The organism is Micromonospora echinospora, assembly GCF_014203425.1.
Taxonomy (GTDB): Bacteria; Actinomycetota; Actinomycetes; order Mycobacteriales; family Micromonosporaceae; genus Micromonospora; species Micromonospora echinospora_A.
Genome location: NZ_JACHJC010000001.1, coordinates 4,852,429 through 4,877,537 on the forward strand (window position 1 = coordinate 4,852,429; position 25,109 = coordinate 4,877,537).

Sequence of the window (25,109 nt, forward strand, 5' to 3'; positions counted from 1 at the left end):
TCACTGGGCGGTGCGGTCGGCCGCACAGCCGGGGCAGGTGCCCCAGTAGACGACCTCCGCCTCGTCCACCACGAAACCGTGGTCGTCGGAGGCGGTGAGACAGGGGGCGCTGCCGACGGCACACTCGACGTCGGCGATGGCGCCACAGGAACGGCACACGACGTGGTGGTGGTTGTCCCCCACCCGAGACTCGTAGCGGGCCGTGGCGCCGGCCGGCTGGATGCGCCGGATCAGGCCGGCGTCGGTGAGTGCCCGCAGCACATCGTAGACCGCCTGGTGGGACACGGTGGGCTGCTCTGCGCGGACCAGCGCGATCACGGTGTCGGTGTCGACGTGCGGGTGGTCGCGCAACGCCGCGAGCACCGCCAGCCGGGGCCGGGTCACCCGCAACGAGACCGCCCGGAGCTGCGTCTCGAAGTCGGCCGTCATGCGACGACCTTAGCCCGGTCTTTTGGAATGAATCAAGTTTTTGCCCAGGTGTGTCGGCCGCCACCGCGGCCGTCCGCACACGAAAACGGGGGTGCCGCGCCAGGCGCGGCACCCCCTCCCCGGAAGAGGGTTCAGGCGGCTGAGCAACTCGCGGTGGGCGTGTTGCTGTTGCCGTTCTTGTAGAGCGTGATGCCGAAGTTGTTGCCGTTGCCGTTGGGACGTGCGGTGAGCGTGCCGCTGGTGCCGCTGACCGACGCGTTCCAGCTGTTCTGCAGGCTCTGGCCGCCCTGGGTCTGGATGTTGACGACCCAGTTGCTGGAGCCGCTGACCGAGAAGGTCACGTTGAACCGGTCGCCCCACTCCTCGGCCCGGCTGACGCTGACCGTGCAGCCACCGTTGTTCGGCGGCGGGGTGGTCGGGTTGCCGCTGGTCCCGCCGATCGTGATGTTGGAGTTGCCGCTGCTCTGGTAGCCCTCGGTGGCCAGGATCTGGTAGTCGTGCGAACCGAGGTTCATGCCGTAGCGGGACCAGGCGTCGAAGTGGTTGCCGGAGGTGATGGTGCCACCCACGCGCTTCTGCTGACGGACGCTCCAGTACTGGTAGAACGTCCGCGTGCCCTCGATCGAGGGGGCGTTGACCCGCTGGGTGCGGTAGACGTCGTACGTGCCGCCGTCGGAGGACACCGAGCCCATGTAGCCGCTGCCCGGCGGGCGCCAGCTGCCCCAGCTGTCGACGATGTAGTACTCGACGAGCGGGTTACGCGTCCACCCGTAGAGCGTGAGGTAGGCGTTGCCGGACGGGTTGAAGCTACCGGAGTAGCTGACCGTGCGGCGGCTGCCCGGGTTCCAGCCCTTGCCGGCGACGAAGTTGTTGACGTTGCTCCACTGGGTGCTGTACTGACCACCGTTGCCCATGGTCATGGAGACGTTGCCACTGTCTTTCCAGAAGGAATAGAAGTAGCCGTTGTTGGTGCCGGTCGAGTTCGACGTGACGGTGGTGTCGGCGTAGGCCGGGCCGGACGTGACCGCCGTCGTCCCGGCGGCGATCAGCGCCACGGCACAGGCGCCGCCGAAGAGCATCCGGAGGCGTCCGCGCCTGCGGATGCCCGTGCGGACGGGGGCGTCGTTCATGGACGGGTTTCCTCCCTCTGACGGCTGGCGCGGCCAGCCGGGTGGCGCGAGCTGTGAGCGCTCGTCCCTGATGGACGGCGGGACGGGCGATGCCGCGCCAGGCGGTGGACGGACATCGACGTCAATCGAGATACGCCGATGGCCACAGTATTGGAGGATCGATTCACCGTGTCAACAAGTTCCGGAAATGTTGTGGAAACCCGAAGTACCACAAATCGGACTTAGCGCTACCGCGCAAGCCTGGCGCGGCCACGTCGAGGGCCTCACGAGCGAGCTGATTGGGTGATGGCGGCCGGAAGTTTCGGTGGCTTTCCGGATCAAGGCCGGCCCGCGCCGGCACCGCTATCCGGTCGAGCCCAGCAGCAACCCGAACACGCCGCAGCAGATCGCCCCGCCGACGACGAGCGTGACGAGGGCGACCGTGTAGTTCGACCACAGGCCGAACCGCGTCACGTCGGCGCCGTACCCATCGTGGACCCGGTTGCGCCACCCGCCGAAGCGGAACACCAGGTGGTGGGCGGCCCCCGGCTGGACCATGAGCGACGTTGTCATCAGCGGGACGCCCATGAAGTCGGTGTAGCGGACGTCGTGCGCGCCGGCCGGGACGGCGACGTGCCACGTACCCTCGCCCGGGATGGCGACCAGCTGGCGGTCGATCTTGAAGCGGCTGGTGACCGGCGCGGGAATCATGTACGGCCCCCGGTTCACCGAAACCACTAGTACTCCGCAGCCCGGCGGCGGGGCGATCGGGTGCGGGTAGGCGATCAGCGGGACGACACCGTGCATCGGCGGATACGGCTGCGAGGGGAGGTAGGACACGGCCAGATTCTGGCACGGTCGCGCCAGGTGTCGATCTCCCCCGGTCAGCCCGCGCCGGGCGCCGCGGCGCCGACGAGCAGGCGCTGTCGCATCAGGAACTTGCGGACCTTGCCGGTGGGCCCCATCACCACGTCGTCGTCGGGGACGGTCACCACCCGGCGCAGCGTCGCGGCCACCGCCGGGCCGAGCGCGGCCCGGACCCGGTCGGTACGGTCGCGCGCCGGATCCGCGTCCTCGGCGAGCAGGAGCAGCACGTCGGTCACAGTCGTGCCGTCCTCCCCCGCCGCCGCGACCACAGTGCAGTCACGGACGTCCGGGCAGTGCCGCAGGACGCGCTCCTCGGACAGCGCGGTGTACAGCCAGGTCCCGCCGCCCAGGTCGACCGCGTCGCTGGCCCGGTCGACGTGGTGGTAGTTCCCGTCGGCGTCGCGGTACATCAGGTCACCGGTGAGGTAGTAGCCGCCCAGCCGGGTGCGGTACGTGGTGACCGAGTCGTTCCAGTACCCGAGCGCCAGCGTCGGCGACTTCAGGCCGACGTGCCCCACCTGCCCCGGCGCGACCTCCTCGCCGGTGTCCACGTCGAGCAGCGCGATCTCGGCGAACGGGTACGGCTTGCCGACGCAGCGGTCGTAGCGGTCGCTGCCCAGCCGGTGGGTGATCCGGAACGCGCCGTGCCCCATCTCGGTGGAGCCGAGCATGTCGACGAACTTCGAGCCGGGGACGTCGACCATGCCGTCGCGGGTGTACGCGGGATGGCTGCCGACCGCGACCAGCCGGCGTACGTGCGACTCGTGCGCGCAGTCACCGGTGTTGAACCAGTTGCGCACCGAGCTGAGGTCGCGGGTGGTGAGGTCGACCCGGGCCAGCTCGGACCAGGTCACCGCGAAGCCGAAGACGCCGGTGGGGCGCCACCGTTCGATCGCGTCCAGGATCGTCTCGGCGCTGCGCGCGAACGGGCCGCCCTGCGCGGACAGGCAGAGCAACTGGTAGCCGTTGCAGAGCGCCTGGTTGAGGGTGATGATGCCGGCGGCGTGCGCGGCCGGCAGCGCGGACATCTCCCGTACCTCGCCGTACGGCCGGGACTCGGTGAGCCGGACCGCGCGGATCGCGGCGAACAGGCCGTGGTGCGAATGGACGATCGCCGCCGGCACCCGGGTGGTGCCCGAGGAGTGGGTGATGACCACCGGGTCCTGCGGATGATGCCGGTGGTGCGGCGGGGCCTGCGCCGGGTCGCCGGCGCCGGTGCCCGCCGCGTCGCCGAGGATCGGCGCGCCGAGGTCGTGCTCGGCCAGGGCGGCATGGTCGGCGTCGATCACCACCCCGGCGCCGCGCAGCCGCCGCACGAACTCGGCCGCCAGCTCGATCGGCATGTTGCCGTTCATCAGCGCCGGGATCGCACCGAGCCAGGTCAGCGCCAGGAAGTTGAGGAACACGTCGGGCGCGGAGGTCACGTACACCGCGACCGGGTCGGCCCGGCGGACGCCGCGCGCCCGGAACCACGCCGCCCGCGCCGCGACCCGCTCGGTCAGGGTGGCGAGCGACAGCGGCGTCCAGGCGGGGATGCCGTCGACGTCGACGTCGAACGTCACCCGGGGCATGTCCATGTCGGCGCCGTGCTCGGCCAGCCGGAGCAGCACGTTGCCCGCGCCCAGCTCCATGTCGGCCGCCAGCGTCGCGCGGAAGTTGTCGGCACCCAAACGAGTCGCCTCCTCAGCTGACACACGTCACGGCCGCGCCGCCGGCGTACCGGCCGCCGAGCGGGGACACGATCAGGCTAGAGCGCCCGCCACGCTGAGACAATGCTCGATGTACGCTCGGTCAGGACACGTCGCGGTTGAACAGGTGCGACGACCAGAACAGGCTCGCCGCGGCCAGCCCGGACATGATGAGCGCGCCCTGCCAGACCACGGCCTGGGTGATCTGGCCGGCGAACAGCGCCCGCATGCCGTCGGTGGCCCAGGCGAACGGGTTCCACACCGCGACCCGCTGGATCCACATCGGCGCCAGCACGAGCGGGATGAGCACGCCGGCGAGCAGCGACACCGGCTGCCCGACAGTGTTCACCAGCACGCCGAGGCTGTTCTCGTTGCGGACCAGCAACGCGATGTCGTACGAGATCGAGGTGCTCAGCAGCACCATGACCGACAGCAGCGCGTACGACACCAGCAGGTTCGCCAGGTGCACCCGCAGGCCGAACGGCAGCGCCACGAGCGTGACCACCATGGCCTGCACCACGTTGAGGCACACGTGCATCAGCGCGCGGCCCAGCAGCAGGCCGGTGCGGCTCACCGGCGTCACCCGGCACCTGTCGATGATGCCCGCGCGCAGCGCGCTGAGCAGCCCGTAACCGGCGAACAGGCCGCCGAACAGGCCCATCGCCACGAACAGGCCGGGCACGTAGATGCGGTACGCGTCGGCGTAGGTCGAGGCGCCCCGGTCGACCATCACCACCTTGAGGAACGGCGCGAAGAGGATCAGGTAGGTGATCGGCTGGGCCAGGCTGAACGCCACCATCACCGGGTTGCGCACCATCAGGCCGGCCTCCTGCTGGAAGATCAGCCAGGTGTCGCGGACGAGTTTCACGCCGTACTCCTCTCGGCGTCCGGTCACTCCGCGAGCGACCGGCCGGTCTTGGCCAGGAACACGTCGTCGAGGCTGGGCCGGCGGGCCTCGATCGCGCCGGGCTCGATGCCCCGGTCGTAGAGCGCCCGCATGACCTGCGGGATGGCCGTGGCGGCGCTGTCGACGTAGAGCCGCAGCGTGCCGTCGACCGGCTCGGCCGCGTGCACGTACGGCGCCTCGGCCAGCAGCTTCGTCGCGGCCGGCAGATCGCCGCCGGTTTCGTCCGCGACGTCGGCGGAGGCGAAGTCGACGGCGACCACGTCGCCGGAGATCTCGCGCTTGAGCGCCGACGGGGTGCCCTCGGCCACGATCCGCCCGGCGTCGATGATCGAGACCCGGTCGCAGAGGCTGTCGGCCTCGTCCAGGTAGTGCGTGGTGAGGAAGATGGTCATGCCCTCCTCGCGCAGCCGCCGCACCTCCTGCCACATCCGCACCCGGCTGGGCGGGTCGAGCCCCGCTGTCGGCTCGTCCAGGAACATCACCTGCGGCGAGTGGATGACGCCGAGCGCGACGTCGAGGCGGCGGCGCTGCCCACCCGAGTACGTCTTGATCTTGCGGTCGGCGAAGTCGTCGAGATGGAACGCGCGGATCGCCGCGACGGCCAGCTCCTGCGCCACCGATTTCGACAGCCCGTGCATCCGGGCCTGGAGCACCAGGTCCCGCCGGGCGGTGGAGTCGTCGTAGGTGCCGCTGGCCTGCGCCACGAAGCCGATCCGCCGCCGCACCTGCGCGGGCGCGCGCAGCAGGTCGACCCCGGCGATGGTGGCCACTCCGCCGCTGGGCCGGATGAGCGTGGCGAGCATCCGCAGCGTGGTGGACTTGCCCGCGCCGTTCGGGCCGAGAAAACCGACGATCTCGCCGCGCCGCACCGCGAAGTCGACGCCGCGTACCGCCTCGACTGTGGTGGCGCCACGGCCGCGTCCGACCCGGAACGACTTGCGTAGGCCGGTGGCCTCGATCATCGAGCCTCCTCGTGCGGCGCGACGCCGGCGCGGGTGCGTCAGGTCAGGCTAGTTCGGCCCCGACGGTTGGACAACGGTCGATGCGTCAGGTGTCGGGAGCCGTCCGTGCCAACGCGGCCAGACGCGCCGCCGCCGCGCGGGCGCCCCCGGCCGCCGCGAACGACTCCCCCACCCGGCGCGCTCCCGCCCGGTACGCCGGATCGTCGAGCACCGCGCTCAGCGCGGCGGTCAGCTCCGCCGGGGTCGCCGAGTGAAAGGAGACCTCCAGTCCGGCGCCGGCCCGGCGCACCTGCCGCGCCACCGCCGGGTGGTCGTGCCGGATCGGCGCGACCACCACCGGCACGCCGTGGGCGAGCGCCTCGGACACCGTGCCCAGCCCGCCGTGCGACACGACGGCGTCCAGCCGGGGCATCAGCTCCAGCACCGGCACCCGGGGCGCGACGAGCACGTGCGGCGGCGGGTCGGGCACCAGGCCGGCGCCGGCGACGAGGATCACCTGGACCCGGTCGGCCAGCGGCGCGGTCGCCGCCGCCACCCGCCGGTAGAAGTCGGCGGCGAGGTGCTCGGCCATCGTGCCGACGGTGACGAGCACGTGCCGGCGGCCGCGATCCCAGTCCTGCCAGGCGAACGCGGGCGCGTTGCGCCGCCGCCCCAGCGCCGGGCCGGTGAGCACGCAGCCGGGCGGCAGCGGCGCCGGGCCGGTGAGCGCCGTCGTGGTCAGGCCGATCACGAGGTACGGCGAGAAGCGCAGGTCGATCGTCTCGTCCACCGGCAGGTCGGTCATCGCCCACACCCGGCGGACCTGGGCGCCCACCCAGTCGGTGAACTCGGGCAGGTCCTCCGTCGGCGGCGTCAGCTCCAGCACGCCGACGCAGAACGTCGCCCACGGCAGCCCGCGGCGGTGCGCGGCGAGCGCGCCGGCCAGCGCGTACTGGTCGGCCACCACCACGTCCGGCCGGTACCGCTCGACGGCGGCGTCGGCGGCGTCGCGGATGAACCGGTTCGCGGGCAGCACGTGCCCCTCCCAGAGGCTGCGCACCGCTGCCATCCCGGACGCGCCGTCGGAGCGGTAGTAGCGCTTGCCGGTCGGGAACAGCGTGGCGTCCGGGCCGACCAGCGGGCGCAGGTCGCTGCGCGGCCCGACCCAGGCCACCTCGTGCCCGGCCGCCTCCAGCTCCTGGGCGATGGCGACCGGGGCGTTCAGATGGGACTCCACCGGCAGGACGACGAAGAGGAAGCGAGCCACGTCGATATGATCGCACGCGCGTTGACATCCATCGGCGTCACTGATCTGATCCGTGTCGTGACGGTACGCGCATGACGGCTATCGACGCCGTCTCGGTGTTCCTGCCGCAGCGCCGGGTGCCGGTCGAGAGCCTGGCCGCGCCGCTGGGCCTGACCGACATGCAGGTCCGCCTGTTCCGCCGCTTCCACGGCCTGACCGAGGTCCGCCGCGACCCCGAGCTGTCCCTCACCGACCTGCTGCTGCGCGCCGCGGACGGCCTCACCGCGCTGCACACGCTGCGGCGGCGGGTGCGGTTCGTGGTGTACGGGCGGGCCTTCCCGGTGGTCACCCCCTACCCGGTCAACCCGCTGTACGAGGTGTGCCGCACGCTCGGGCTGGGCCACGCGCTCGCGTTCACGCTCACCCAGCAGTCCTGCGCGAGCGCGCTGGCCGCGATCGACGTGTCCGGGCGGCTGCTCGCGTCCGAACCGGACACGCCGGACGGCCCGCCGCTGGCGCTCGTGCTGACCGGGGAGAAGGCGTTCACCCGCGACGCCCAGTTCATCCCGGAGACGTCGGTGTTCAGCGAGGGCGCCTCGGCCTGCCTGCTCAGCGCCGGTGGCGGCCGGGACCGGCTGCTCGCGTACGCCTGCCACCAGCGGGGCGAGTTCGACGTAGCAGGCGGCGAGTCCCCGGCGCGGTTCCAGCGGGCGTACCGGCCGGCCCTGGCCGAGGTGATCGGCCGGGCGCTGGACCGGGCCGGCACGGCGCTGTCCGAGCTGCGGCTGGTGCTGCCGCACAACGTGAACCTGATGACCTGGAAACGGCTCTGCCGGCTGATCGGGCTGCCGCTGGACCGGGTGCTGCTGGACAACGTCACCGAGACCGGCCACGTGTTCTGCGCCGACGCGTTCGTCAACTACCGCACCGCCCGGCAGCGCGACCTGCTCCGGCCCGGTGACCGCTATCTGGTCGCGGCGGTGGGCGCCGGGGACGGCGCGACGTTCGCCGCCATGGTCTTCGAGCACTGAGCGGCGGAGGCCACCATGGAGACCGGACTCCGCCTGCTGCGGGCCGCGCGACGCACGTTCACCGGCCCGGCCGCGCTGCTCGGCGACCCCGTGCTGCGCGAGCGCGCCGCCGGCTACCTGACGGACCTGACCCGGCCGTACGGGCTGCGGGTGCCCGACGGCCTGTTCGACGCGCCCTCGGCGGCGCTCGGCCAGTCGTACGGGGAGATGGCCGCCGAACTGATCCCCGCTGTCGTACCGCCGGACGAGCCGGTGGACCTGCTCGTGCTGGCGTTCGCCGTGCACGACATGCTGCCCGGCCGGGCCACCGCGGCGTATCTCAGCCACGTCTGCCCGGGCACCCCGATGTCGTTCGCGCTCTGCGACCAGGGTTCGGCGGCGGCGTTCACCGGGCTGCGGATCGCCCGCGGGTACGGGTGCCGACGCGCCCTGCTGGTCACCGTCGAGCAGGCCGTCCTGCCGTACGACGCGGCGGTGGCCGTACCGGCCCGCCACCGGGCCGTGGCCATGCTCTACGGCGTGGCGACCGCCGACCCCGCCCGCCACGCCGACGACGGCGCGACCGGCGGCCATGACGACAGCAGGAGCAACAGCGACGGCGGGGCCGGCGGTCCGGAGCGGATCGGGCTCGGCAGCGGCGCGCGGGTCACGGCGCTGCGCCAGCACGCGGACGTCCGCGTGGACGACGTCGCAGCGCTCGCGGCGGCCGAGGTGGCCGGGCTGACGGCCGGACGCGGTGATGTCGCGGTCGTGCTCGGCGCGGACCTCGCGGCGGCGTGGCCCGGGCCCGGCGGCCACGCGGTGACGACCGGTCCGGGGAGGCAGCCGTCCACCGGTGTCTGGTGGGCGCTGCTGGACCGGCTCGCCGGGGACGCGGCGCGGCCCCGGACCGTCCTGGCCGCCGACTACGAGCCCGGACTGGGCTACCTGAGCGTGGTCGCGCTGGAGCCGGCAGGCCGGTCAGAGCCCGTCGGCGAGCGCCGCGCGGACGAACGCGCGCAGCCGCTCGTTCGCCTCCGGAGAACCGACAGTGATCCGGACCCCGGCGCCGGGCAGCGCCATGACCAGGATGCCGGCCTCCCGGGCCCGGTCGGCGAACGGCACGGCCCGCTCCCCCAGCGGTAGCCACACGAAGTTGGCCTCGCTGGGCGCCACGGTGAGCCCGAGGCCGCGCAGCGCGCCGATCAGGCGGGTACGCTCCGCCACCAGCTCGGTGCACCGCCGGGTCAGCTCGGCGCCCACCTCCGGCGTCAGGCTCGCCACCGCCGCCGCCTGGGCGAGCGCGGAGGGGAAGAACACCGCCCCGGTGAGCGCGGCGGCCCGGGTGAGCCGGGGCGGCACCACGGCGTACCCGACGCGCAGCGCGGCCAGCCCGTACGCCTTGGAAAACGTGCGCAGCACGCAGACGTTGTCGTACGCCCGGTACAGGTCCATCCCGTCCGGCGAGCGCGGGTCGGTGACGAACTCGCGGTACGCCTCGTCCACGATGACCGGTACGTCGGCCGGGATGCGGTCCAGGAACGCCTCGACGTCGTCGCGGCGCAGCGCCGCCCCGGTCGGGTTGTTCGGGTTGCACAGCAGCACGCAGCGGGTCCGCTCGGTCACCGCGTCCGCCATCGCGGGCAGGTCGTGGGCGTACCCGTCCATCGGCACCGGCACGGCGCGGGCCCCGGCGTTGCCGATGATCAGCGGGTAGCCCTCGAACGACAGGGCCGGGTGGACGACGTCCGGCCGGGGCCCGAGGGACTGCACGAGGTGCTGGCACAGCCCGGCCGAGCCGGGGCCGACGAGGATCGCCTCCGGCCCCACGCCGAGGCGTTGCGACAGCGCGGCCACGAGCGCCGCCGACGTGCGGTCCGGGTAGCGCTGCAGCGCCGCGGCGGCGTCGGTGACCACCCGCCGGACGCCCGGCAGTGGCGGGTAGGGGGTCTCGTTCATGGACAGGTCGGCCGGCGGGTGCGTCCCGACGGCGGTGCCAGGCGTCATTGTCGCTCACTTTCCGAGGGGACCGGCGGGGTGTGCGCGTGCCGGTCGGCCAGGAGCCCGAGCTGGTACAGCCGGTCGACCGCGGACAGCGGCCGGACGTCGGTGCCGGAGAGGTTTCCGGCGGTGAGCCCGAGCAGGCGGGGGTTGGCGGCGGTGCGGCGCATCATCCGGGCGCCGAGCAGCTTCGGCAGCCCGGACAGCGCGGTGATCATGCGGGAGGCGTTGTGGCTGACTGTCGCGACGTGGTCCAGCCGGGGCCGCCGCGCCGCCTCGAAGGCGAGCAGCGCCCGGTCCACCGCCGCCGGGTCCGGCGTGCCGCCCTCGGCCGCCAGGCAGGCGGCGAGCGTCTCGGCGTCGCCGAGGGAGCTGTTGACGCCCTGCGCCGCCATCGGGTGCACCGCGTGGGCCGCCTCGCCGGCGAGCGCGAGCCCCGGCACGGCCAGGCGCGCGCTGCGCAGCCGATAGACCGCGAGCAGCTGGCGCCGGTCCAGGCTCGCGCGCAGGGCCGCGCCCAGCGGGCGGATCGCCGGCACGTCGGCGAGCAGCCGGTCGCACCACGCGCCCAGGTCGACGCGTCCCCGGAACTCGTCCGGCGCCACCTGCGCGTACAGGCGGCACCGCCCGCCCGGCAGCGGGTAGACCAGGCAGAGTCCCCGGCCGGTGCGGTAGGCGGACACCTCCTCGGCCACCTCGGCGCCGGCCACGTCGAAGGCGACCAGGCCGTGCGGGTACTCCTGGCGCCGCACCCCGATCCCGGCGCAGCGGCGCAGTGGCGACGACATGCCGTCGGCGGCGACCACCAGCGGCGCGCGGATCTCCTGCTCGGCGCCGTCCGCGACGACCCGGACGCCGCCGACCCGTCCGTCGCCGTCGCGCAGGACGTCTGTGACACGCGCTCCCCACCGGATGCGCGCTCCGGGGGGCAGCCGGTCGGTGAGCACGCGGCGCAGGTCGCCGTAGTCGGCGCAGAGGATCTGCCGGTACGCCCCGGGCAGCCCGGCGTAGTCCAGGCAGAGCAACGGCTCGCCGGCCGGGTCGCGGATGGCCAGCCGCCCGACCGGGCGCGCGCCGGTGGCCCGCAGGGCGTCCAGCAGACCCCAGGAGTCGAGGATGCGTACCGTTTCGGGCTGCAGGATCTCGCCCTTGGCGATCGACGCGGGGGTGCGCTGCCGGTCCAGCACCAGCACCCGCAGGCCGAGCGCGACGAGCGCCCGGGCGCAGGCCAGGCCCCCCGCGCCCGCGCCGGCCACCACCACGTCGGGGGTCATCGGGTCACCGCGCCCGGCGCGACGTCCGGCCGCGCGGCGGCGACCCGGCGGTACTCGCCGAGTGCTCGCAGCGCCAGCGCCTGGGTGATCACGGCGTTCGGGTAGCGCATGTGGTGGCGGATGTAGTTGCACACCCGGGCCGCCGGCCAGGTCCCGTCCGGCCCGGCGGCGGCGACCAGCCAGGCCACGCCCCGGTCCACCGCGCCGGTGGCGTCCGGGTCGCCGGTGGAGAGCAGGCCCTGGACCGCCCAGGACGTCTCCTCGACCGAGCCCGCCGTGCCGTCGCCCGGCCCCCACGAGCCGTCGGGCAGCTGGGTGTCGCGCAGCCACCGGGCCGCCCGGCGCACCACCTCGTGCCGGGCGTGCCCGACCCGGGACAGCGCGCCGACCACGACAGCGGTGCCGGAGGTGTGGTCGCGGTACCAGAGGTTCTCGAACGTGCCGTCGGGCGCGGCCCGGGTCAGCAGCCAGGCCGCCGCCCGGGTGATCGCGGGGTGGTCGCCCGGGTGGCCGGCGTCGTGCAGCGCGAGGATCGCCTGGCTGGTAATGGCCGGGCAGGGGCCGTCGTTGGCGAGCCGGGTGTCGCGTACCCACAGGCTCCACGAGCCGCGGCTGTCCTGGCGGCCGACGAGCCACGCCAGTCCGTCACGCAGGACCGGGTCGCCGTCGGCGCCGGGGAAGCCGGCCAGCGCGGAGAGGATCTCGGCGGACTCCAGCGTCACCGGCCAGCCGCGCGCGTTCGAGTAGCTCCACCCGCCCGGCGGCACGTCCAGCACCTCGAACGCCTCCGGTTTGCGGCCGGCGTGGAGGAACTCCCGGGTGGCGCGCAGCCGGGGGTCGTCGGCGTACCCGGCCGCGTTCAGCCCGGTCGCCGCGTACCCGGTCCGGGTCAGGTCCAGGTTGGTGACCGCGTCCCAGGCGCCGTCGGGGCGTACCGCCCGGCGCAGCCAGCCGACGACGGCGCGGGCGATGTCCGGCGCCTCACCGCTGCGGGCCAGGCCGAGCAGCACCAGCGCGGCCGGCCACGGGTCCTCGCTGAGCGCGCCGGTGCGGCCCTCGTGGTCGTGGATGGACCGCAGCAGCCGCAGCGCCGTCGGCCGGGCCCGGCGCAGCGTGGCCCGGCGCAGGCGGCCGGTCGGCAGCAGGTCCGCCTGCATCAGGGCGAGCCCGATGAACGGCGCGGTACGGAACGACAGGCGCTGCCGGCGTACCCGGTCGAACAGGACGATCTCCAGTGGCAGCCGGCGCAGCGGGCCGGCCTCGGCGGTCATCCCGGCCATGGTGAGCAGCTGGCGGCAGAGCAGGGAGATGGCCGGGTCGGTGACGGTGTCGACGCCGCCCAGCGCGGCCAGCCGGGCCCGGCCCGCCGCGATCGCCTCGGCGCTGTCGGACGGCGCGGTCAGGGCCAGCGCCGCGATCGCGACGGCGGTGGGCACGACAGCGGTTCCGGCGCCCACCACGCCGCCCCAGCCGCCGTCGTCGTGCTGCTGCCGGCGTAGCCACGCGGTTCCGGCGCCGACCAGGTCCGCGCTGCCGGCCGGGTCGGCGGCGTGCAGCGCGGCCACCGCGCCCGCGGTGCCCAGCACCGAGGCGGGCGGGTCGTCGCCGAAGGCGCCGTCGGGGCGACGCCGGCGGAAGAGCGCCTCGGCGCCGGCGGTGACGGCCTTCCCGACGGCCTCGGCGGTCACAGTGGTCATCGCGCGTCCTCCACCGGTACTCGACTGTGGGTGGCGAGGGTCAGGCCCGCGACCGGCGGGCCGAGTTCGTGCCGGGCGCGCATGGCGCGCTGCGCGACCCAGGTCAGCACGACCATCGGCAGCGCGAGCGCGAGCTGCACCGCGAAGCCGAGGCCCAGCCCGACCGCCGCGGAGGCCAGCGCGACCCGCTCGACCACCAGGACCGAGTGCGCGCGCAGCGCCACCACGACCGGCATTCCGCCGCGCCGCCGCACCAGCGGGGCCAGCGCGACGACGCCGGTCAGCAGGACCACGAGCACGGTGACCAGGTACGCGGTCCGCGCGCCCCGGCCGGCGAGCAGTCCGGCGGCGACGGCGGCGGCGATCGCGACGGCGTAGAGCGCCAGCACGGTCCGCACCGCGAACGGCACGCCCCGCCCCACCGGCAGTGTCCGGTAGCCGCCGGCGCGGTCGCCGTCGATGTCGCGCAGCGCGCCCACCAGGTTGGACATCGCGTCGTGCGACCAGAACGCGACGGCGAGCGCGAGCAGCACCGGCGCCGCCGAGGCGCGGTCCGGCGCGAGGCCGGCGGCGAGCGCGCCGTAGACGAGCGCGACCGCGCCGAGCGCGCCGCGGACCAGGTTGCCGGCGATGCCGCGGGCCTTGAACCACCTGCTGTACGCGACGATGCCGCAGCCGGCCAGCAGCGCGGCCAGTGTGGTGCCCCACCCGCCCAGCACGGCCAGGACGCCGAGCAGCGCGAACCAGGCGCAGCCGCACCACAGCGCGGTGCCCGCGCCCAGGCGGCTGGAGGGGATGGGCCGGTGCGGTTTGCTGCCGGCGTCCAGGTGCCTGTCGAAGTAGTCGCCGAGGTAGTGGCCGCCGAGCCAGCCGGCGGTCGGCGCGGCCCACGCCGACAGCAGCACCCACGGATGGTGCGGGCCACCGGCCACGGCGGCGCCGGCCAGGCCGACGAGCCCGACGTACCAGAGGGTGTAGGGCCGCCAGGTCTCGACGTGGGCCCGCAGTGCCCGCACGGCGGCGGCTGTGCTCACGCCGTCCCGCTCGTCATCCAGGCCGCGATGCCGGTGAGCACGTCCGTTCCCGCGGACGGGGTGAGCACGGCCAGCTCGGCGCGGGCCAGCTCGGCGTGCCCCACCATCCGCAGGCGGGCGCCGTCGACCGCGCCGACGTCGCGGAGCAGCGCGGCGATCCACTCGACGTCGCCGGGACCGGCGCCGCGCCGGTGCAGCACCGCCAGCAGCTCCACCCGGGTCGCGTCGGTGACCGCGTCGTACGCCAGCAGCAGCGGCAGGGTCGGGCGGCCGTTGTTGAGGTCGCTCGTCGCGGGCTTGCCGGTCTGTTCCGGGGTGGCCAGATAGGACAGCAGGTCGTCGCGGATCTGGAAGGCCATGCCGAGGTGCTCGCCGTACCGGGCCAGCGCCGAGGCCACCGGCTGGTCCGCGCCGCCGAGCAGCGCGCCGATCTCGCACACCGCGCGGAACAGCGCGCCGGTCTTGAGCCGGATCATCTCCGGATACCAGCGGGCGCCCGCGTCCAGGTCTCCGACGAGCCGCGCCTCCAGCGCCTGCCCCCGGCAGAGGTCCTGTCCCGCCTCGGCCAGCGCGGCCACGGCCGCGACGACCGGGCCCGGGGGCACGCCCCGGCCGCCCTCCACCACGGCCCGGAAAGCGTGGAAGATCAGGTGGTCGCCGGCCACGATGGCACCGGGGATGCCGTACTTCACCGGGACCGCCGGGCGGCCGCGGCGCAGCGTGTCGGCGTCGATGATGTCGTCGTGCACGAGCGTCGCGACGTGCAGGTACTCGGTGGCGAGCGCCGCGGCGAGGACGTCGCGGGGCGATCCGCCCACCGCCTCGGCCGCGTGCAGCGTCATCATCGGGCGCAGCATCTTGCCCGCCGGCAGCAGCGCGTAGCGCACTATCGCGTCGAGCTGGTCGGGTGTCTCGGGCCACCGCCGTCCGAGTTCGGCGCGCAGCAGCCGCCCCGATTCGCTGCGGGCGAGATCGTCGATGAAGGGCGGATATCGCGTGGAGCCAGCAACCGTCATGACGCGTCGACCCTTTCGCGAGGGATCGGCTAGTCGCCACGCGAGACGTTACCGGCCACCCGGTCCGCGGACAACCATTGATAAATGCGCGGGGATATGGGTGGTCGCAAATGTCGTGACCGCATTTCTCAGCACATTGACCGATGACCAGAGAAATCCGCCGTTCCACCCAGGGCCGCCATGTCGATGCATATACGTCAATGATCGGGCGCACGGGACGGCACCGGACAGGTGCGACGCGCCTCAGGCGCCGGCGGCAAACTCCATGAGCGTGAGCCCGTCGGCGCCGTGGTAGGTGCGCCGGGGCGACAGGCCCGCGGCGGCGGCCAGCTCGGCGTACTCGGGCACCCCGCGCTCGCGGCCACCGACGAGCACCAGCATCCGCAGGTCGTACGGGGACAGGTACGGCACGTGCGGCACTGTCGGCAGCACCTCGATGACGAGCACCCGTCCGGCCGCTCCGGCCGCCTCCGCGCAGCGCCGCAGGATCGCCGTGGCGTGGGCGTCGCTCCAGTCGGTGAGCGCGCGCGAGACCACGTACACGTCGGCGCCGGGCGGCAGCGGGGCGAAGAAGTCGCCGGTCACGGCCTCGGCCCGGTCGGCCAGGCCGCACTCGGCGAACGTGGCGGCGGCGGTGGCCACCGGCTCGGCCCGGTCGACGAGCGTGCCCCGCAGGTGCGGATGGGCGCCCAGCACCTCCCGCAGCAGCCCGCCCGCGCCCCCGGCCACGTCCACCACGTGGCGCGCCTCGTGCCAGGGATAGAGCGCCGCGACCTCGGGCGCGGTGAACCGCTGCTGGCTGAGCATCAGCGCGTCGAAGTAGGCCCGGTGGTCCGGGTGGGCGTCCAGGTCGGCCCAGAAGTCCCGCCCGTGCACCTCGCGGTAGCCGGGCCCGCCGGTGCGGATCGCGTGCGGCAGACCGGCCCAGGCCAGGTCCATCCGCGCGCCGAGGCCACCGAGGTCCAGGTAGGCGCCGAGGCCGCCGCCCTCGCGGTCGCAGAGCAGCTCGCCGACGTCGGTCAGTCCGAAGACGTCCGGCGACACCTCGACGAACACGCCCCGGTGCGCGAGGTAGCGCAGCAGGCGGCCCAGCGCGGCGGCGTCGGCGCTGCACGCGTCGGCCAGCTCGGGCAGACCGGTGACGCCGTCGGCGATCAGATCCGGCACGCGCAGCGTCACCACCGTGCGAACCGCGAACGGGGTGGCCAGGTCGGTGAGCCGGTCGAGCCGCTCGGCCGCGTCACCCTCGATCGGGGCATCGATCGCCACCCGCGCCTCCTCCCACGTCGCGGGGCGGCCTCGCCGCCCGCCGGCCCCGAATGGTTCCAGGCGCACGCGGGGTGAGTCAACGACGACGGCTGGTGAGGACATTCACGGACGTGGAACAATTCGCGGACCAGCCGTGGCGCGCAGACCGGAGGGATCATCGATGACCACATCCATCGCGGCCGAGGTCCGGCTCGTCTCCGGCGCGCTGGGCGCCGAGATCCACGGCATCGACCTCAACACGCTCACCGACGAGGGCTTCGCGCTGATCCACGACCTGCTGCTCAAGCACCAGGTGGTCTTCCTCGCCGGCCAGACCGGGCTGACGCCGCAGGCGCACGTGGCGTTCGGCCGCCGCTTCGGCGAGGTCGAGCTGCACCCCTACCTGCCCCGGCTGGACGGGCACCCGGAGATCGTCGTGATCGACTCCGCCGACGGCGGCAAGGTCGACGTCTGGCACACCGACATGACGTTCCACCAGAGCCCGCCGATCGCCTCGATCCTGCATCTGGTCCAGCTGCCCGAGGTCGGCGGCGACACCATGTGGACCAACCAGTACCGGGTCTACGAGGCGCTCTCCGCGCCGATGCGGGACCTGCTCGACGGGCTGACCGCCATCCACGTCATCCGGATCGGCACCGAGTTCACCAGCCGCGCCGAGCACCCGGTGGTCCGGGTGCACCCGGAGACCGGGCGCCGCTCGCTGTATGTCAACCGGCTGTTCACCTCGCACATCCCGCAGCTGACCCGCAACGAGAGCGACGCGCTGCTGGAGCACCTGTTCGCCTTCTCCGAGAGTCCCCAGTTCACCTGCCGCTACCGCTGGCGGGCCGGGGACGTCGCGGTCTGGGACAACCGGGTGACTCAGCACTACGCGGTGAACGACTACGAAGGACTGCGGCGCGGGCAGCGGATCACCGTGCTCGGCGACCACCCGACCGGGAACCCACCGCGCTGGGAGCACTACGTGCCCGCGCCCGGCCAGCGTTACTGGCCGGACCGGGTCAACGCGGTGGAGAGCTACTGACCGCCGTTCACCAGGTCACCGGGAACGAGGCGATGCCGCCGTTCATCCGGTCGTGCCGCCACGGGATCTCCGCCGGCGGCACCGCCGGCGACAGCGCCGGCATCCGGGCCAGCAGCGCGCCCAGCGACAGCTCCACCTGCATCCGGCCCAGCGCCGTGCCGAGGCAGAAGTGCGGCCCGAAGCCGAAGGTCAGGTGCGGGACGTCGGGCCGGCGGTCGATGTCGAAGACGTTCGGCTCCGGGAAGAACCGGGGGTCGCGGTTGCCGGCCCACGGGACCGCCATCACGCAGTCCCCGGCGCGCATTGCGACGCCGCCGAGGACCAGGTCCTCCCGGACCACCTGTACCCGGAACATGGCGCTCACCGAGGTGTAGCGCAGGATCTCGTCGGTGGCGCGGGAGAGCTTCTCCGGCGCCGCGCGCAGCTTGGCCAGCTGCTCCGGGTGCTGGAACAGCGCGAGCAGGCCCGCGCTCGTCGAGTTGATCTCCAGCCCGCCGAGCAGCACGCCCATGGCCAGCTCGACCAGCTCGGCGTCGGCCAGCTCGTGCGTGCCGCGGACCCAGGCCGAGAGCAGGTCGTCGCCGGGCTCGGCCCGCTTGCGCGCGAGCTGACCGGCCAGGTAGTCCCGCAGCTGGGCCTGCGCGTCCGCGGCGTCGGCCGAGCCGTACGCGGTGACCGAGTTCAGTCCCTCGATCCAGGCGTAGAAGCGGGGACGGTCGGCGGCCGGCACCCCGAGCACGTCGCACACCACGAACACCGGCAGCGGCGCGACCAGCCCGGCCACCACGTCGGCCGGGCGCGGACCGGCGAGCATCGCGTCGACCAGCTCGTCCACCAGCCGCTGCACCCGGGGCCGGAACGTCTCGATGCGGCGGGCGGTGAACGCGCGCGCGGCCACCCGGCGCACCGCCGCGTGCGGCGGACCGTCCATGTTCAACTCCCGGGGACCGCCGCCGTCCGGCGTCACGGTGGCGCCGAGCGGAAGCCGGGAGAAGCGGGGGTCGGCCAGGACGGTGCAGCAGTGCTCGTAGCCGAGCACCAGCCAGGCGGCCCGCCCGTCGGGCAGCCGAACCCGGCTGACCGGCTCGGCCACGACCATCTCCAGCAGCTCGGCGGGAAGATCGCCGGTGAATGGTTCGAACGGATAGGAACGCAACCCGGAATTGACGCTCACGGCACCACCCGCCTGCTGATCGCGGTCCACCTCGGGCATCGGCCAAGACTCCAGCATCGGTTAGCCCGGCGTCAATATCCATTGCGGTCGTGCGCGACCTTCCGCGTACCGCGTCCATCACCTAGCATCGGTTGGCCAGGACTGCCGTTTCGCGCGCGGATTGGTGGGATTTGACTGCGGCTCTGCGAATTCTGATGTCGACGTGGGGCTGGCGGTCGCATTTCTACAGCCTGGTCCCGCTCGGCTGGGCGCTTCAGGCCGCCGGCCACGAGGTGCGAGTGGCCAGCCACCCCTCGATGGTCACCGCGATCAGCTCGGCCGGGCTCGCCGCCGTGCCGCTGGGCGCCGACGTCGACTTCGCCACCGCGTTCGCCGGCCGGATCGGCGCGGTGGCCCCACTCGGCGGGCCCGCCACGACGGGCGCCGTCGAGCCGGCGATCACCGCCGACGGCGGGGTGGTCCGGTTCGCCGACGCCGTCCTCGACGAGCTGGTCTCCTTCGGCCGGTCCTGGCGGCCGGACCTGATCCTCTGGGAGCCGTTCAACCTGGCCGCGCCGGTGGCCGCCGCCGCGCTCGGCGTACCCGGCGTGCTGAACCTGTGGGGGCCGGACTCCTCGACCACGCTGCGCCTGGACCCGGACGCGGTGGTCGGGCCGCTCGCCGCCCGGTTCGGGCTCGCCGCCGCAGAGGTGGCGTTGGACGGCGTGCTGACGCTCGACCCGGTGCCACCGCCGATGCAGGTGCCGATGCGGCGCCCCGGCCGCCCGGTGCGGTTCGTGCCGTACAACGGCCCGGCCGTGCTGCCGCCCTGGCTGCGCCGCCCGGCGGACCGGCCCCGGGTGTGCGTCACGGCGGGCACCATGATGGCCGGCGCGGGCCTGGACGACCGGCTCGACCTGGTCGGGGTGATCCGCGCGGTCGCCGGCCTGGACGTGGAGGTCGTCGTCGTGGTCGAACCGCGCCAGCGCGAGGCGCTGGGGCCGGTTCCGGCCGGGGTCCACCTGGCCGACGGGCCGCTGGCGATGCGGCTGGTGCTGCCGACCTGCGCCGCGCTGGTGCAGCAGGGCGGGGCGGGCACCACCATGACCGCGCTCGCGTACGGCGTGCCGCAGCTCGTCCTGCCGCAGGTCAGCGACCAGCACTTCAACGGCGAACGGGTGGCGGCCACCGGCGCGGGCGCCTGGCTGACCCGCGAGCAGGCCACCGGCGCCGCGGTGCGGGACCTCGTCGGTGAGCTGGTCGCCGACGGCCCGTGGCGGCGCGCGGCGGCGCTGATGCGCGACCGGGTCCACGCCATGCCCGCCCCCGCCGAGCTGGTGCCGACGCTTGCCGCCCTGGCCCAGGGCCGCCCGATCTGACCGCCCTCGAAGGAGTCGCAGATGACGCAGGAGCCACCGGCCATCCCGTACCCGCTCGCGCCGGCTCCCACGATCTACCACCCGTCGCCGGACTACACCCGGATGCGCGAGACGTGCCCGGTGGCCCGGGTCGAGCTGCCCGACGGGGCGTGCGCGTACCTGGCCACCAGGCACGCCGACGTGCGCCGCGTCTTCACCGACCAGCGGTTCAGCCGGGCCGCCGCGGCCGGCCCGAACCGCCCCACCCGGGAGCTGGGCTCGCTCGCGGAGGACTCGCTGATCGGGATGGACCCGCCCCGGCACACCACGATGCGCCGGGCCGTGTCGCACGCGTTCACCGTCCGCCGGGTGGAGGAGCTGCGCCCGAGGGTGGCGGCGCTCGTCGACGTCATGATCGACGACCTGGTGGCCGCGGGTCCGCCCGCCGACCTGATCACCCACGTCTCCGGTCCGCTGCCGATCTCCGTGATCAGCACGCTGTTCGGCATCCCTGAGCGGGACCGGGAGCGGGTACGCCAGTGGTCGGACGCGCTCGTCGGCGACTGGGACGCCGACCCGGAGGCGCCCCGGGCCGCGCTGGAGGCGTTCCGCGAGCTGATCGAGCAGCGCCGGCGCGAGCCCGGCGACGACCTGATGAGCGCGCTCATCGCGGTCTGGGACGAGCACGACGACCTGACCGAACGCGAGCTGGTCTCGGTCACCGCCGGCATCTTCGTCGGCGGGCACGAGACCACCACCAACCAGCTCAACCTCTTCCTGCTCGTGCTGGCCCGCCACCCCGAGCAGCTCGCCGCGCTGCGCGGCGACGACCCGGTCGCGGTGGCCCGGGCGGTCGAGGAGCTGTCCCGCTTCATCCAGCTCGGCGACAACGGGGTGCTGCTGCCCCGGGTGACGACCGAGGAGGTGGAGCTGGGCGGCGTACGCCTGCCGGCCGGCGCCGCGGTGCTGCCGGCGATCGCGTCGGCGAACCGCGACGCCACCGTGTTCCCGGGCGCGGACACGCTCGACCTGACCCGCGCGCACAACCCGCACCTGGCCTTCGGCGCCGGCCCGCACCACTGCCTCGGCGCGGCGCTGGCCCGGATGGAGCTGCAGGAGGCGCTCGGCGGCCTGCTGCGCCGGCTGCCAGGGCTGCGGCTCGCGGTCGACGAGTCACAGCTGCGGTTCCGGCCGGGGCTGGTGGTGCGCAGCCTGGAGACGCTGCCGGTGACCTGGGACCGGTGACCGGTCAGCCGCCCGCCGATCCCGCTGTCACCCGGGTCGGCGCGGCGGGGTCGAGGGCCGCCTCCACCGCCACCTCCTCCACGCCGCGCAGCAGCCGTTCCGCCTGCGCCTCGGTGAAGCACCCGAAGTCGAAGATCACCTGGAGGTAGACCGTCTCCGGCTGGTCCTCGACGGTGATGAACATCTGCTCGGGCAGGTGGTCCAGCGGGCCGTCCCAGACCAGGAACGTCTCGTCGGACCGGCGGCGGAGCCGCTCGGCGGTCACCGGGTCGTCGCCCAGGCCGCCGTCGGCCGCCTGCCGCGTGGCCACCCGCCGGTCGTTGATCCGGCAGCTGATCCGCGCCGGATATCCGCGTTCGGCGTCCAGCCGGTCCGAGACCTCCGCGAGCTGGGCCGGGTCGTAGTAGGCGTACTTCCCGGCCGACACCGCGGCCCGGCGGGCACGCGCCACCACCTCGTCCACAGTGGTGTCGGCGGTGTCGAGGCGCAGCACGCCGTTCTGGCTCAGCGGGGCGATGGCCTCGGCGAAGCCCGGCCGGAACCGGTTGCCGACGATGAGCTTGGCGGTGAGCGGACTGACGCCGGTGGCCCGGCCGATCGCGACCGCGATGACCGCCAGCAGCACGCGCGAGGTGTCGGTCCGGGTCCGCGCCGCGATGGCCCGCACCGCCAGGTACGCCGCCGGTGAGCTGAACCGGCCGTGCCAGTACCGGTGCCCCTGGCGCCCACCGGCGGCCGGCTCGCCGAACGTCAGCGGCGGGATGTCCCGCAGGTGCTCCGCCCAGTGCCGGACGGCCCGGTCGCTGACCCGGCGCAGCGGCGGCGTCTCCTCCCGCCGGCCCAGGTCGAGGATCTGCACGGTACGCGGGTCGGCGACCCGGCGGACGGGGCGGCCGGCGAGGCCCAGATCGGCCAGGAGCAGCGACGTGGCGGTGCCGTCGACCACGAGGTGGTCGATCGTCAGCACCCGGTGCACCAGGGCGCCCCGGTGCCGGATCACCGCCATCTTCACCGACCAGTCGCGGTAGAGGTCGTAGTGGCTCAGCAGGCGGGCGTGTCCCAGGTCGTAGGCGAACGTGGCGACGTCGGCCGGGTCGGCGTCGTCGGGTACGTCCACCACGTCCAGGACCGTCTCGCCGGTGGCGGACACGACCTGGCACGGGCCGCCCCCGTCGCCGTCGCCCAGCCGCATGCGCAGCGCCGGGTGGCGGGCCATCAGCGCGGCGAACTCGGCCGTCACCTGCTCGACAGTGACGCCCGGCGGCACCGGGTGGGCGCCGCTGACGTTGTGCGTCCAGCCGGTTTCCCGCATGTCCTGCATGATCGCCTTCTGCCCCCAGGTCAGGGGCGCGACGCCGGCGCCCGGCCCGGCGAACGCGACGGGAACGTGGGCCTGGACCGTCTGCGCGAACACCGGTCAATGAGAGCAACGGGCATCGGTGTGTGTCAACGCGACGGCGCACCGTTACGCTGCCGTCCATGCGCGACGCCGTACGGGTCTGGGTGCTCCCGGCCGGGGCGGGCCCGGACGAGCTGGCCCGGTACCGGGCGGTGCTCGACCCGGCCGAGCGGGCCCGGGCCGCGCGGCTCGCCGCCGGCGCGCTGCGGGACCGGTTCACAGTGGCGCACGGCGCGCTGCGCGTGCTGGCCGGGCGGGCCACGGGCGCGTCACCGGCGGCGCTGACCTGGCACCGCGGCCGGTACGGCAAACCGGCGCTGACCGGGCCGTGGCGCGGCCTGCACACCAGCCTGTCCTACTCCGGCGATCTCGTCGCGGTGGCGCTCAGCGAGGGCCGCCCGGTCGGGGTCGACGTCCAGCACGTCGCGCCGGGCGGGGACCCGGTGTCGGCGTCCGCGCGCTTCTTCCACCCGCGGGAGGCGCGGCACGTCGCCGCCGGGTGCGACCAGGCTGTCCGGGGACGGCGGTTCGTCCGGCTGTGGGCCCGCAAGGAGGCGGCCGTCAAGGCGGCCGGGGGCCGGCTGTGGCCCAACCTCGGGATGCCGGTGGACCGGGCCGACGTGGTCGAGTGCGTCGACCCGGCCGGGCGGCACCGGCTCGCCGACGTGGTCGCGCCGCAGGGGTGCGCGGTGGCGGTGGCGCTGGCCGGCGACGAGCCGTACGCCGTCGAGTGCCGCGCCGATATCGGTGACTGCCGGTGACCATCACCGCACCCGTTGACACTCGCCGATGTCCCCTGCTCTGATGACTCCATGCTGGAGCGCGTGATCGATTTGTGGGAGCCCCGGTGCTAGAACACGACGCGCCGCCGCGGGACCAGGTCGTGGAACGCCTGACCGTGCTGCTGACCCGCATGCTGCGGCCGGACGCGCCGGTCACCGAGCAGACCCAGCTGATGGACGAGCTCGGCCTCAGCTCCTCGCTCGGCCTGGAGCTGCTGTTGGCGCTGGAGGACGAGCTGGAGATCCAGATCGACGTCGAGGAGCTGGACGAGGACCGGATGGCGACGCTCGGGGACCTGGCCGACTACATCACCGCCAACTCCACCGCGCGCTGAGCATGCCCACAGTGGACCGCCCGAGCCTGAGCGTGGTGGTGCCGGCGCACGAGAACCCGTCCGCGCTCGACACCACCCTGCGCTCGCTGACCCGGCAGACGCTGCCGCCCGGCGACTTCGAGGTCGTCGTCGGCGACGACGGGTCGGCTGTCGCGCTGGGCCCGGTGGTGGACGCGTACCGGGGCCGGCTGCGGATCGAGTACGTACGCAGCGACCGCAACCGGGGCCGCAGCGCCAACCGCAACGCGGCGGCGGCCCGGGCCCGCGCGGCCACACTGATGTTCCTGGACGCCGACACGGTGGCGCATCCCACGCTGCTCAAGCGGCACCGCGACTTCCACGCCGGGCGCGCCGGGCGGCCCGGGGTGCTGCTCGGGCAGCGGTACGACCTCGACTGGGCCGGCGCGGACGCGCTGCGCCGGGGCGAGCCGGTCGTCCCGGCGATGCTCGACGCCGAGCGCGGCGACCCGCGGCTGGAGGACATCGCCCTTCCGCAGCGGATGGGCGACTTCCCGAGCGCGCCCTGGGTGCTCGGCCTGACCCACAACGCGTCGGTGGACCACGAGTCGTTCCGGCGGGTCGGTGGCTTCGACGAGGCGATGGTCAAGTGGGGCTTCGAGGACCTGGAGTTCTTCTATCGGGTGTTCCACCTGCACGGCGCCCCGCCGGAGCTGTTCCGGCTGGACGTCGACGCGCTCTCCTACCACCTCCCGCACTTCCGCAAGACGTCCAACGGGATCGCCTCGATGGACAACATGAAGTACCTGCTGCGCAAGCACCTGCGGTACGACGTCGAGACGCTGTACGGGATCAACACGTTCGGCCGGCACCTGGGCCGGATCCGGCTCTACGGCGCGGCGATCGAGGCGTACCGCTCCGGTGGCCTGGGCCGGCCGGCCGCGCTGCCCGAGTCGCTGCGCGACGAGCTGGCCACGAGCGCCGCGCTTGTCGTCGGCAACGGCGTGTCCACGCTCGACCTGGGCGCCGGGTCGCACACGTTCGACCACGACGCGCCGGTCGGCGAGACGAACTCCCACCTGCTCGGCACAGTGCTCCAGCAGTTCAAGGCGGGCGCGCTGGACGTGATCGTCAACGTGGACATGTGGCGCTGCCTGCTCCCCGAGGACCTGCCGGCGTTTCTCACCCGAGGGCTGCTCAAGGCCGACCGGATCGAGCTGGTCGCCTCCCGTACCGGCCTCGACCAGCGCGCCCTGCTGCCGGTGCCGCTCGTCGCCGACCTGGACTACGTGGCCGACATGCTGCGCCCGCACTTCACCGTCGCCGTCGCCGCGTACGACGCCGCCACGGTGATCACGCTCCGCTGA

The 25,109-nt window shown here is 74.1% G+C and carries 22 protein-coding genes; 7 read left to right on the forward strand and 15 right to left on the reverse strand.

Annotation, left to right across the window (positions count from 1 at the left end; all coding sequences use genetic code 11):
• From FHU28_RS22480 to FHU28_RS22510, 7 genes are all read right to left on the reverse strand, one after another.
• Window positions 1-429 (reverse strand): Fur family transcriptional regulator, encoded by a 429-nt coding sequence (locus tag FHU28_RS22480; RefSeq protein ID WP_116506581.1) that lies wholly within the window; start codon window positions 427-429, stop codon window positions 1-3.
• A 131-nt stretch (window positions 430-560) separates the two neighbouring features.
• Complete coding sequence (locus FHU28_RS22485) at window positions 561-1,559, reverse strand: glycoside hydrolase family 11 protein (protein ID WP_184686455.1); 999 nt, start codon at window positions 1,557-1,559, stop codon at window positions 561-563.
• 342 nt (window positions 1,560-1,901) lie between these two features.
• Complete coding sequence (locus tag FHU28_RS22490; RefSeq protein ID WP_184686456.1) at window positions 1,902-2,378, reverse strand: hypothetical protein; 477 nt, start codon at window positions 2,376-2,378, stop codon at window positions 1,902-1,904.
• Window positions 2,379-2,422: 44 nt separating this feature from the next.
• Entirely contained in the window at window positions 2,423-4,075 is a 1,653-nt protein-coding gene (locus FHU28_RS22495) for a class I adenylate-forming enzyme family protein (protein ID WP_376700823.1), read from the reverse strand.
• A gap of 121 nt (window positions 4,076-4,196) precedes the next feature.
• Complete coding sequence (locus FHU28_RS22500; protein WP_073828054.1) at window positions 4,197-4,961, reverse strand: ABC transporter permease; 765 nt, start codon at window positions 4,959-4,961, stop codon at window positions 4,197-4,199.
• A gap of 23 nt (window positions 4,962-4,984) precedes the next feature.
• Window positions 4,985-5,962, reverse strand: coding sequence for an ATP-binding cassette domain-containing protein (locus FHU28_RS22505; RefSeq protein ID WP_184686457.1), 978 nt, complete (start codon window positions 5,960-5,962; stop codon window positions 4,985-4,987).
• 85 nt (window positions 5,963-6,047) lie between these two features.
• Window positions 6,048-7,208, reverse strand: a complete 1,161-nt coding sequence (locus FHU28_RS22510) for a glycosyltransferase (protein ID WP_184686458.1) — start codon at window positions 7,206-7,208, stop codon at window positions 6,048-6,050.
• A gap of 71 nt (window positions 7,209-7,279) precedes the next feature.
• Here FHU28_RS22510 and FHU28_RS22515 point away from each other — a divergent pair, with 71 nt between their 5' ends.
• A complete protein-coding gene (locus tag FHU28_RS22515) occupies window positions 7,280-8,218 on the forward strand; it encodes a 3-oxoacyl-[acyl-carrier-protein] synthase III C-terminal domain-containing protein (RefSeq protein WP_184686459.1) in 939 nt (312 codons plus the stop codon).
• A gap of 960 nt (window positions 8,219-9,178) precedes the next feature.
• On the opposite strand, the gene FHU28_RS22525 is transcribed toward FHU28_RS22515, so the two are convergent.
• From FHU28_RS22525 to FHU28_RS22550, 6 genes are all read right to left on the reverse strand, one after another.
• Complete coding sequence (locus tag FHU28_RS22525; protein WP_184686460.1) at window positions 9,179-10,204, reverse strand: histidinol-phosphate transaminase; 1,026 nt, start codon at window positions 10,202-10,204, stop codon at window positions 9,179-9,181.
• The gene (locus FHU28_RS22530) at window positions 10,201-11,472 is read right to left on the reverse strand and encodes an FAD-dependent oxidoreductase (protein ID WP_184686461.1); all 1,272 of its coding nucleotides are present in this window, start codon (window positions 11,470-11,472) and stop codon (window positions 10,201-10,203) included. Before FHU28_RS22530 ends, FHU28_RS22525 begins: the two co-directional genes overlap by 4 nt.
• The gene (locus tag FHU28_RS22535; RefSeq protein WP_184686462.1) at window positions 11,469-13,169 is read right to left on the reverse strand and encodes a prenyltransferase/squalene oxidase repeat-containing protein; all 1,701 of its coding nucleotides are present in this window, start codon (window positions 13,167-13,169) and stop codon (window positions 11,469-11,471) included. The genes FHU28_RS22530 and FHU28_RS22535 overlap by 4 nt, the downstream gene beginning before the upstream one ends.
• Window positions 13,166-14,203, reverse strand: a complete 1,038-nt coding sequence (locus tag FHU28_RS22540; protein WP_184686463.1) for a UbiA family prenyltransferase — start codon at window positions 14,201-14,203, stop codon at window positions 13,166-13,168. Before FHU28_RS22540 ends, FHU28_RS22535 begins: the two co-directional genes overlap by 4 nt.
• Complete coding sequence (locus tag FHU28_RS22545; protein WP_184686464.1) at window positions 14,200-15,219, reverse strand: polyprenyl synthetase family protein; 1,020 nt, start codon at window positions 15,217-15,219, stop codon at window positions 14,200-14,202. Before FHU28_RS22545 ends, FHU28_RS22540 begins: the two co-directional genes overlap by 4 nt.
• A 243-nt stretch (window positions 15,220-15,462) precedes the next feature.
• Window positions 15,463-16,488, reverse strand: a complete 1,026-nt coding sequence (locus tag FHU28_RS22550; protein WP_184686465.1) for a methyltransferase — start codon at window positions 16,486-16,488, stop codon at window positions 15,463-15,465.
• Between the two features lie 160 nt (window positions 16,489-16,648).
• Between FHU28_RS22550 and FHU28_RS22555 the strand changes: the two genes are divergently transcribed.
• Window positions 16,649-17,512, forward strand: coding sequence for a TauD/TfdA dioxygenase family protein (locus FHU28_RS22555; RefSeq protein WP_184686466.1), 864 nt, complete (start codon window positions 16,649-16,651; stop codon window positions 17,510-17,512).
• 7 nt (window positions 17,513-17,519) lie between these two features.
• Here the strand turns inward: FHU28_RS22555 and FHU28_RS22560 are convergent, their stop codons facing one another.
• Complete coding sequence (locus tag FHU28_RS22560) at window positions 17,520-18,686, reverse strand: cytochrome P450 (RefSeq protein ID WP_311773639.1); 1,167 nt, start codon at window positions 18,684-18,686, stop codon at window positions 17,520-17,522.
• A 194-nt stretch (window positions 18,687-18,880) separates the two neighbouring features.
• On the opposite strand from FHU28_RS22560, the gene FHU28_RS22565 reads away from it, so the two are divergent.
• Both FHU28_RS22565 and FHU28_RS22570 read left to right on the forward strand, forming a co-directional pair.
• Window positions 18,881-20,044, forward strand: coding sequence for a nucleotide disphospho-sugar-binding domain-containing protein (locus tag FHU28_RS22565; protein WP_184686468.1), 1,164 nt, complete (start codon window positions 18,881-18,883; stop codon window positions 20,042-20,044).
• 21 nt (window positions 20,045-20,065) lie between these two features.
• The gene (locus FHU28_RS22570) at window positions 20,066-21,268 is read left to right on the forward strand and encodes a cytochrome P450 (RefSeq protein WP_184686469.1); all 1,203 of its coding nucleotides are present in this window, start codon (window positions 20,066-20,068) and stop codon (window positions 21,266-21,268) included.
• A 4-nt stretch (window positions 21,269-21,272) separates the two neighbouring features.
• On the opposite strand, the gene FHU28_RS22575 is transcribed toward FHU28_RS22570, so the two are convergent.
• Window positions 21,273-22,682 carry a condensation domain-containing protein gene (locus tag FHU28_RS22575; RefSeq protein ID WP_184686470.1) on the reverse strand — a complete coding sequence of 470 codons (1,410 nt, stop codon included), beginning with the start codon at window positions 22,680-22,682 and terminating at the stop codon, window positions 21,273-21,275.
• Between the two features lie 65 nt (window positions 22,683-22,747).
• Between FHU28_RS22575 and FHU28_RS22580 the strand changes: the two genes are divergently transcribed.
• The 3 genes from FHU28_RS22580 to FHU28_RS22590 all read left to right on the forward strand — a co-directional run bounded on the left by FHU28_RS22580 (window position 22,748) and on the right by FHU28_RS22590 (window position 25,109).
• Window positions 22,748-23,428: a 4'-phosphopantetheinyl transferase family protein gene (locus FHU28_RS22580; RefSeq protein ID WP_184686471.1), complete on the forward strand. Its 681-nt coding sequence runs from the start codon at window positions 22,748-22,750 to the stop codon at window positions 23,426-23,428.
• Between the two features lie 86 nt (window positions 23,429-23,514).
• Window positions 23,515-23,784, forward strand: coding sequence for a phosphopantetheine-binding protein (locus tag FHU28_RS22585; RefSeq protein ID WP_184686472.1), 270 nt, complete (start codon window positions 23,515-23,517; stop codon window positions 23,782-23,784).
• Between the two features lie 2 nt (window positions 23,785-23,786).
• Window positions 23,787-25,109: a glycosyltransferase gene (locus FHU28_RS22590; protein WP_221453265.1), complete on the forward strand. Its 1,323-nt coding sequence runs from the start codon at window positions 23,787-23,789 to the stop codon at window positions 25,107-25,109.

Coding starts and splice junctions, on each gene's coding strand:
- FHU28_RS22480 (WP_116506581.1), bottom strand. CDS start 429: ATGACGGCCGACTTCGAGACGCAGCTCCGGGCGGTCTCGTTGCGGGTG.
- FHU28_RS22485 (WP_184686455.1), bottom strand. CDS start 1,559: ATGAACGACGCCCCCGTCCGCACGGGCATCCGCAGGCGCGGACGCCTC.
- FHU28_RS22505 (WP_184686457.1), bottom strand. CDS start 5,962: ATGATCGAGGCCACCGGCCTACGCAAGTCGTTCCGGGTCGGACGCGGC.
- FHU28_RS22515 (WP_184686459.1), top strand. CDS start 7,280: ATGACGGCTATCGACGCCGTCTCGGTGTTCCTGCCGCAGCGCCGGGTG.
- FHU28_RS22525 (WP_184686460.1), bottom strand. CDS start 10,204: ATGACGCCTGGCACCGCCGTCGGGACGCACCCGCCGGCCGACCTGTCC.
- FHU28_RS22530 (WP_184686461.1), bottom strand. CDS start 11,472: ATGACCCCCGACGTGGTGGTGGCCGGCGCGGGCGCGGGGGGCCTGGCC.
- FHU28_RS22535 (WP_184686462.1), bottom strand. CDS start 13,169: ATGACCACTGTGACCGCCGAGGCCGTCGGGAAGGCCGTCACCGCCGGC.
- FHU28_RS22545 (WP_184686464.1), bottom strand. CDS start 15,219: ATGACGGTTGCTGGCTCCACGCGATATCCGCCCTTCATCGACGATCTC.
- FHU28_RS22555 (WP_184686466.1), top strand. CDS start 16,649: ATGACCACATCCATCGCGGCCGAGGTCCGGCTCGTCTCCGGCGCGCTG.
- FHU28_RS22565 (WP_184686468.1), top strand. CDS start 18,881: ATGTCGACGTGGGGCTGGCGGTCGCATTTCTACAGCCTGGTCCCGCTC.
- FHU28_RS22570 (WP_184686469.1), top strand. CDS start 20,066: ATGACGCAGGAGCCACCGGCCATCCCGTACCCGCTCGCGCCGGCTCCC.
- FHU28_RS22580 (WP_184686471.1), top strand. CDS start 22,748: ATGCGCGACGCCGTACGGGTCTGGGTGCTCCCGGCCGGGGCGGGCCCG.
- FHU28_RS22590 (WP_221453265.1), top strand. CDS start 23,787: ATGCCCACAGTGGACCGCCCGAGCCTGAGCGTGGTGGTGCCGGCGCAC.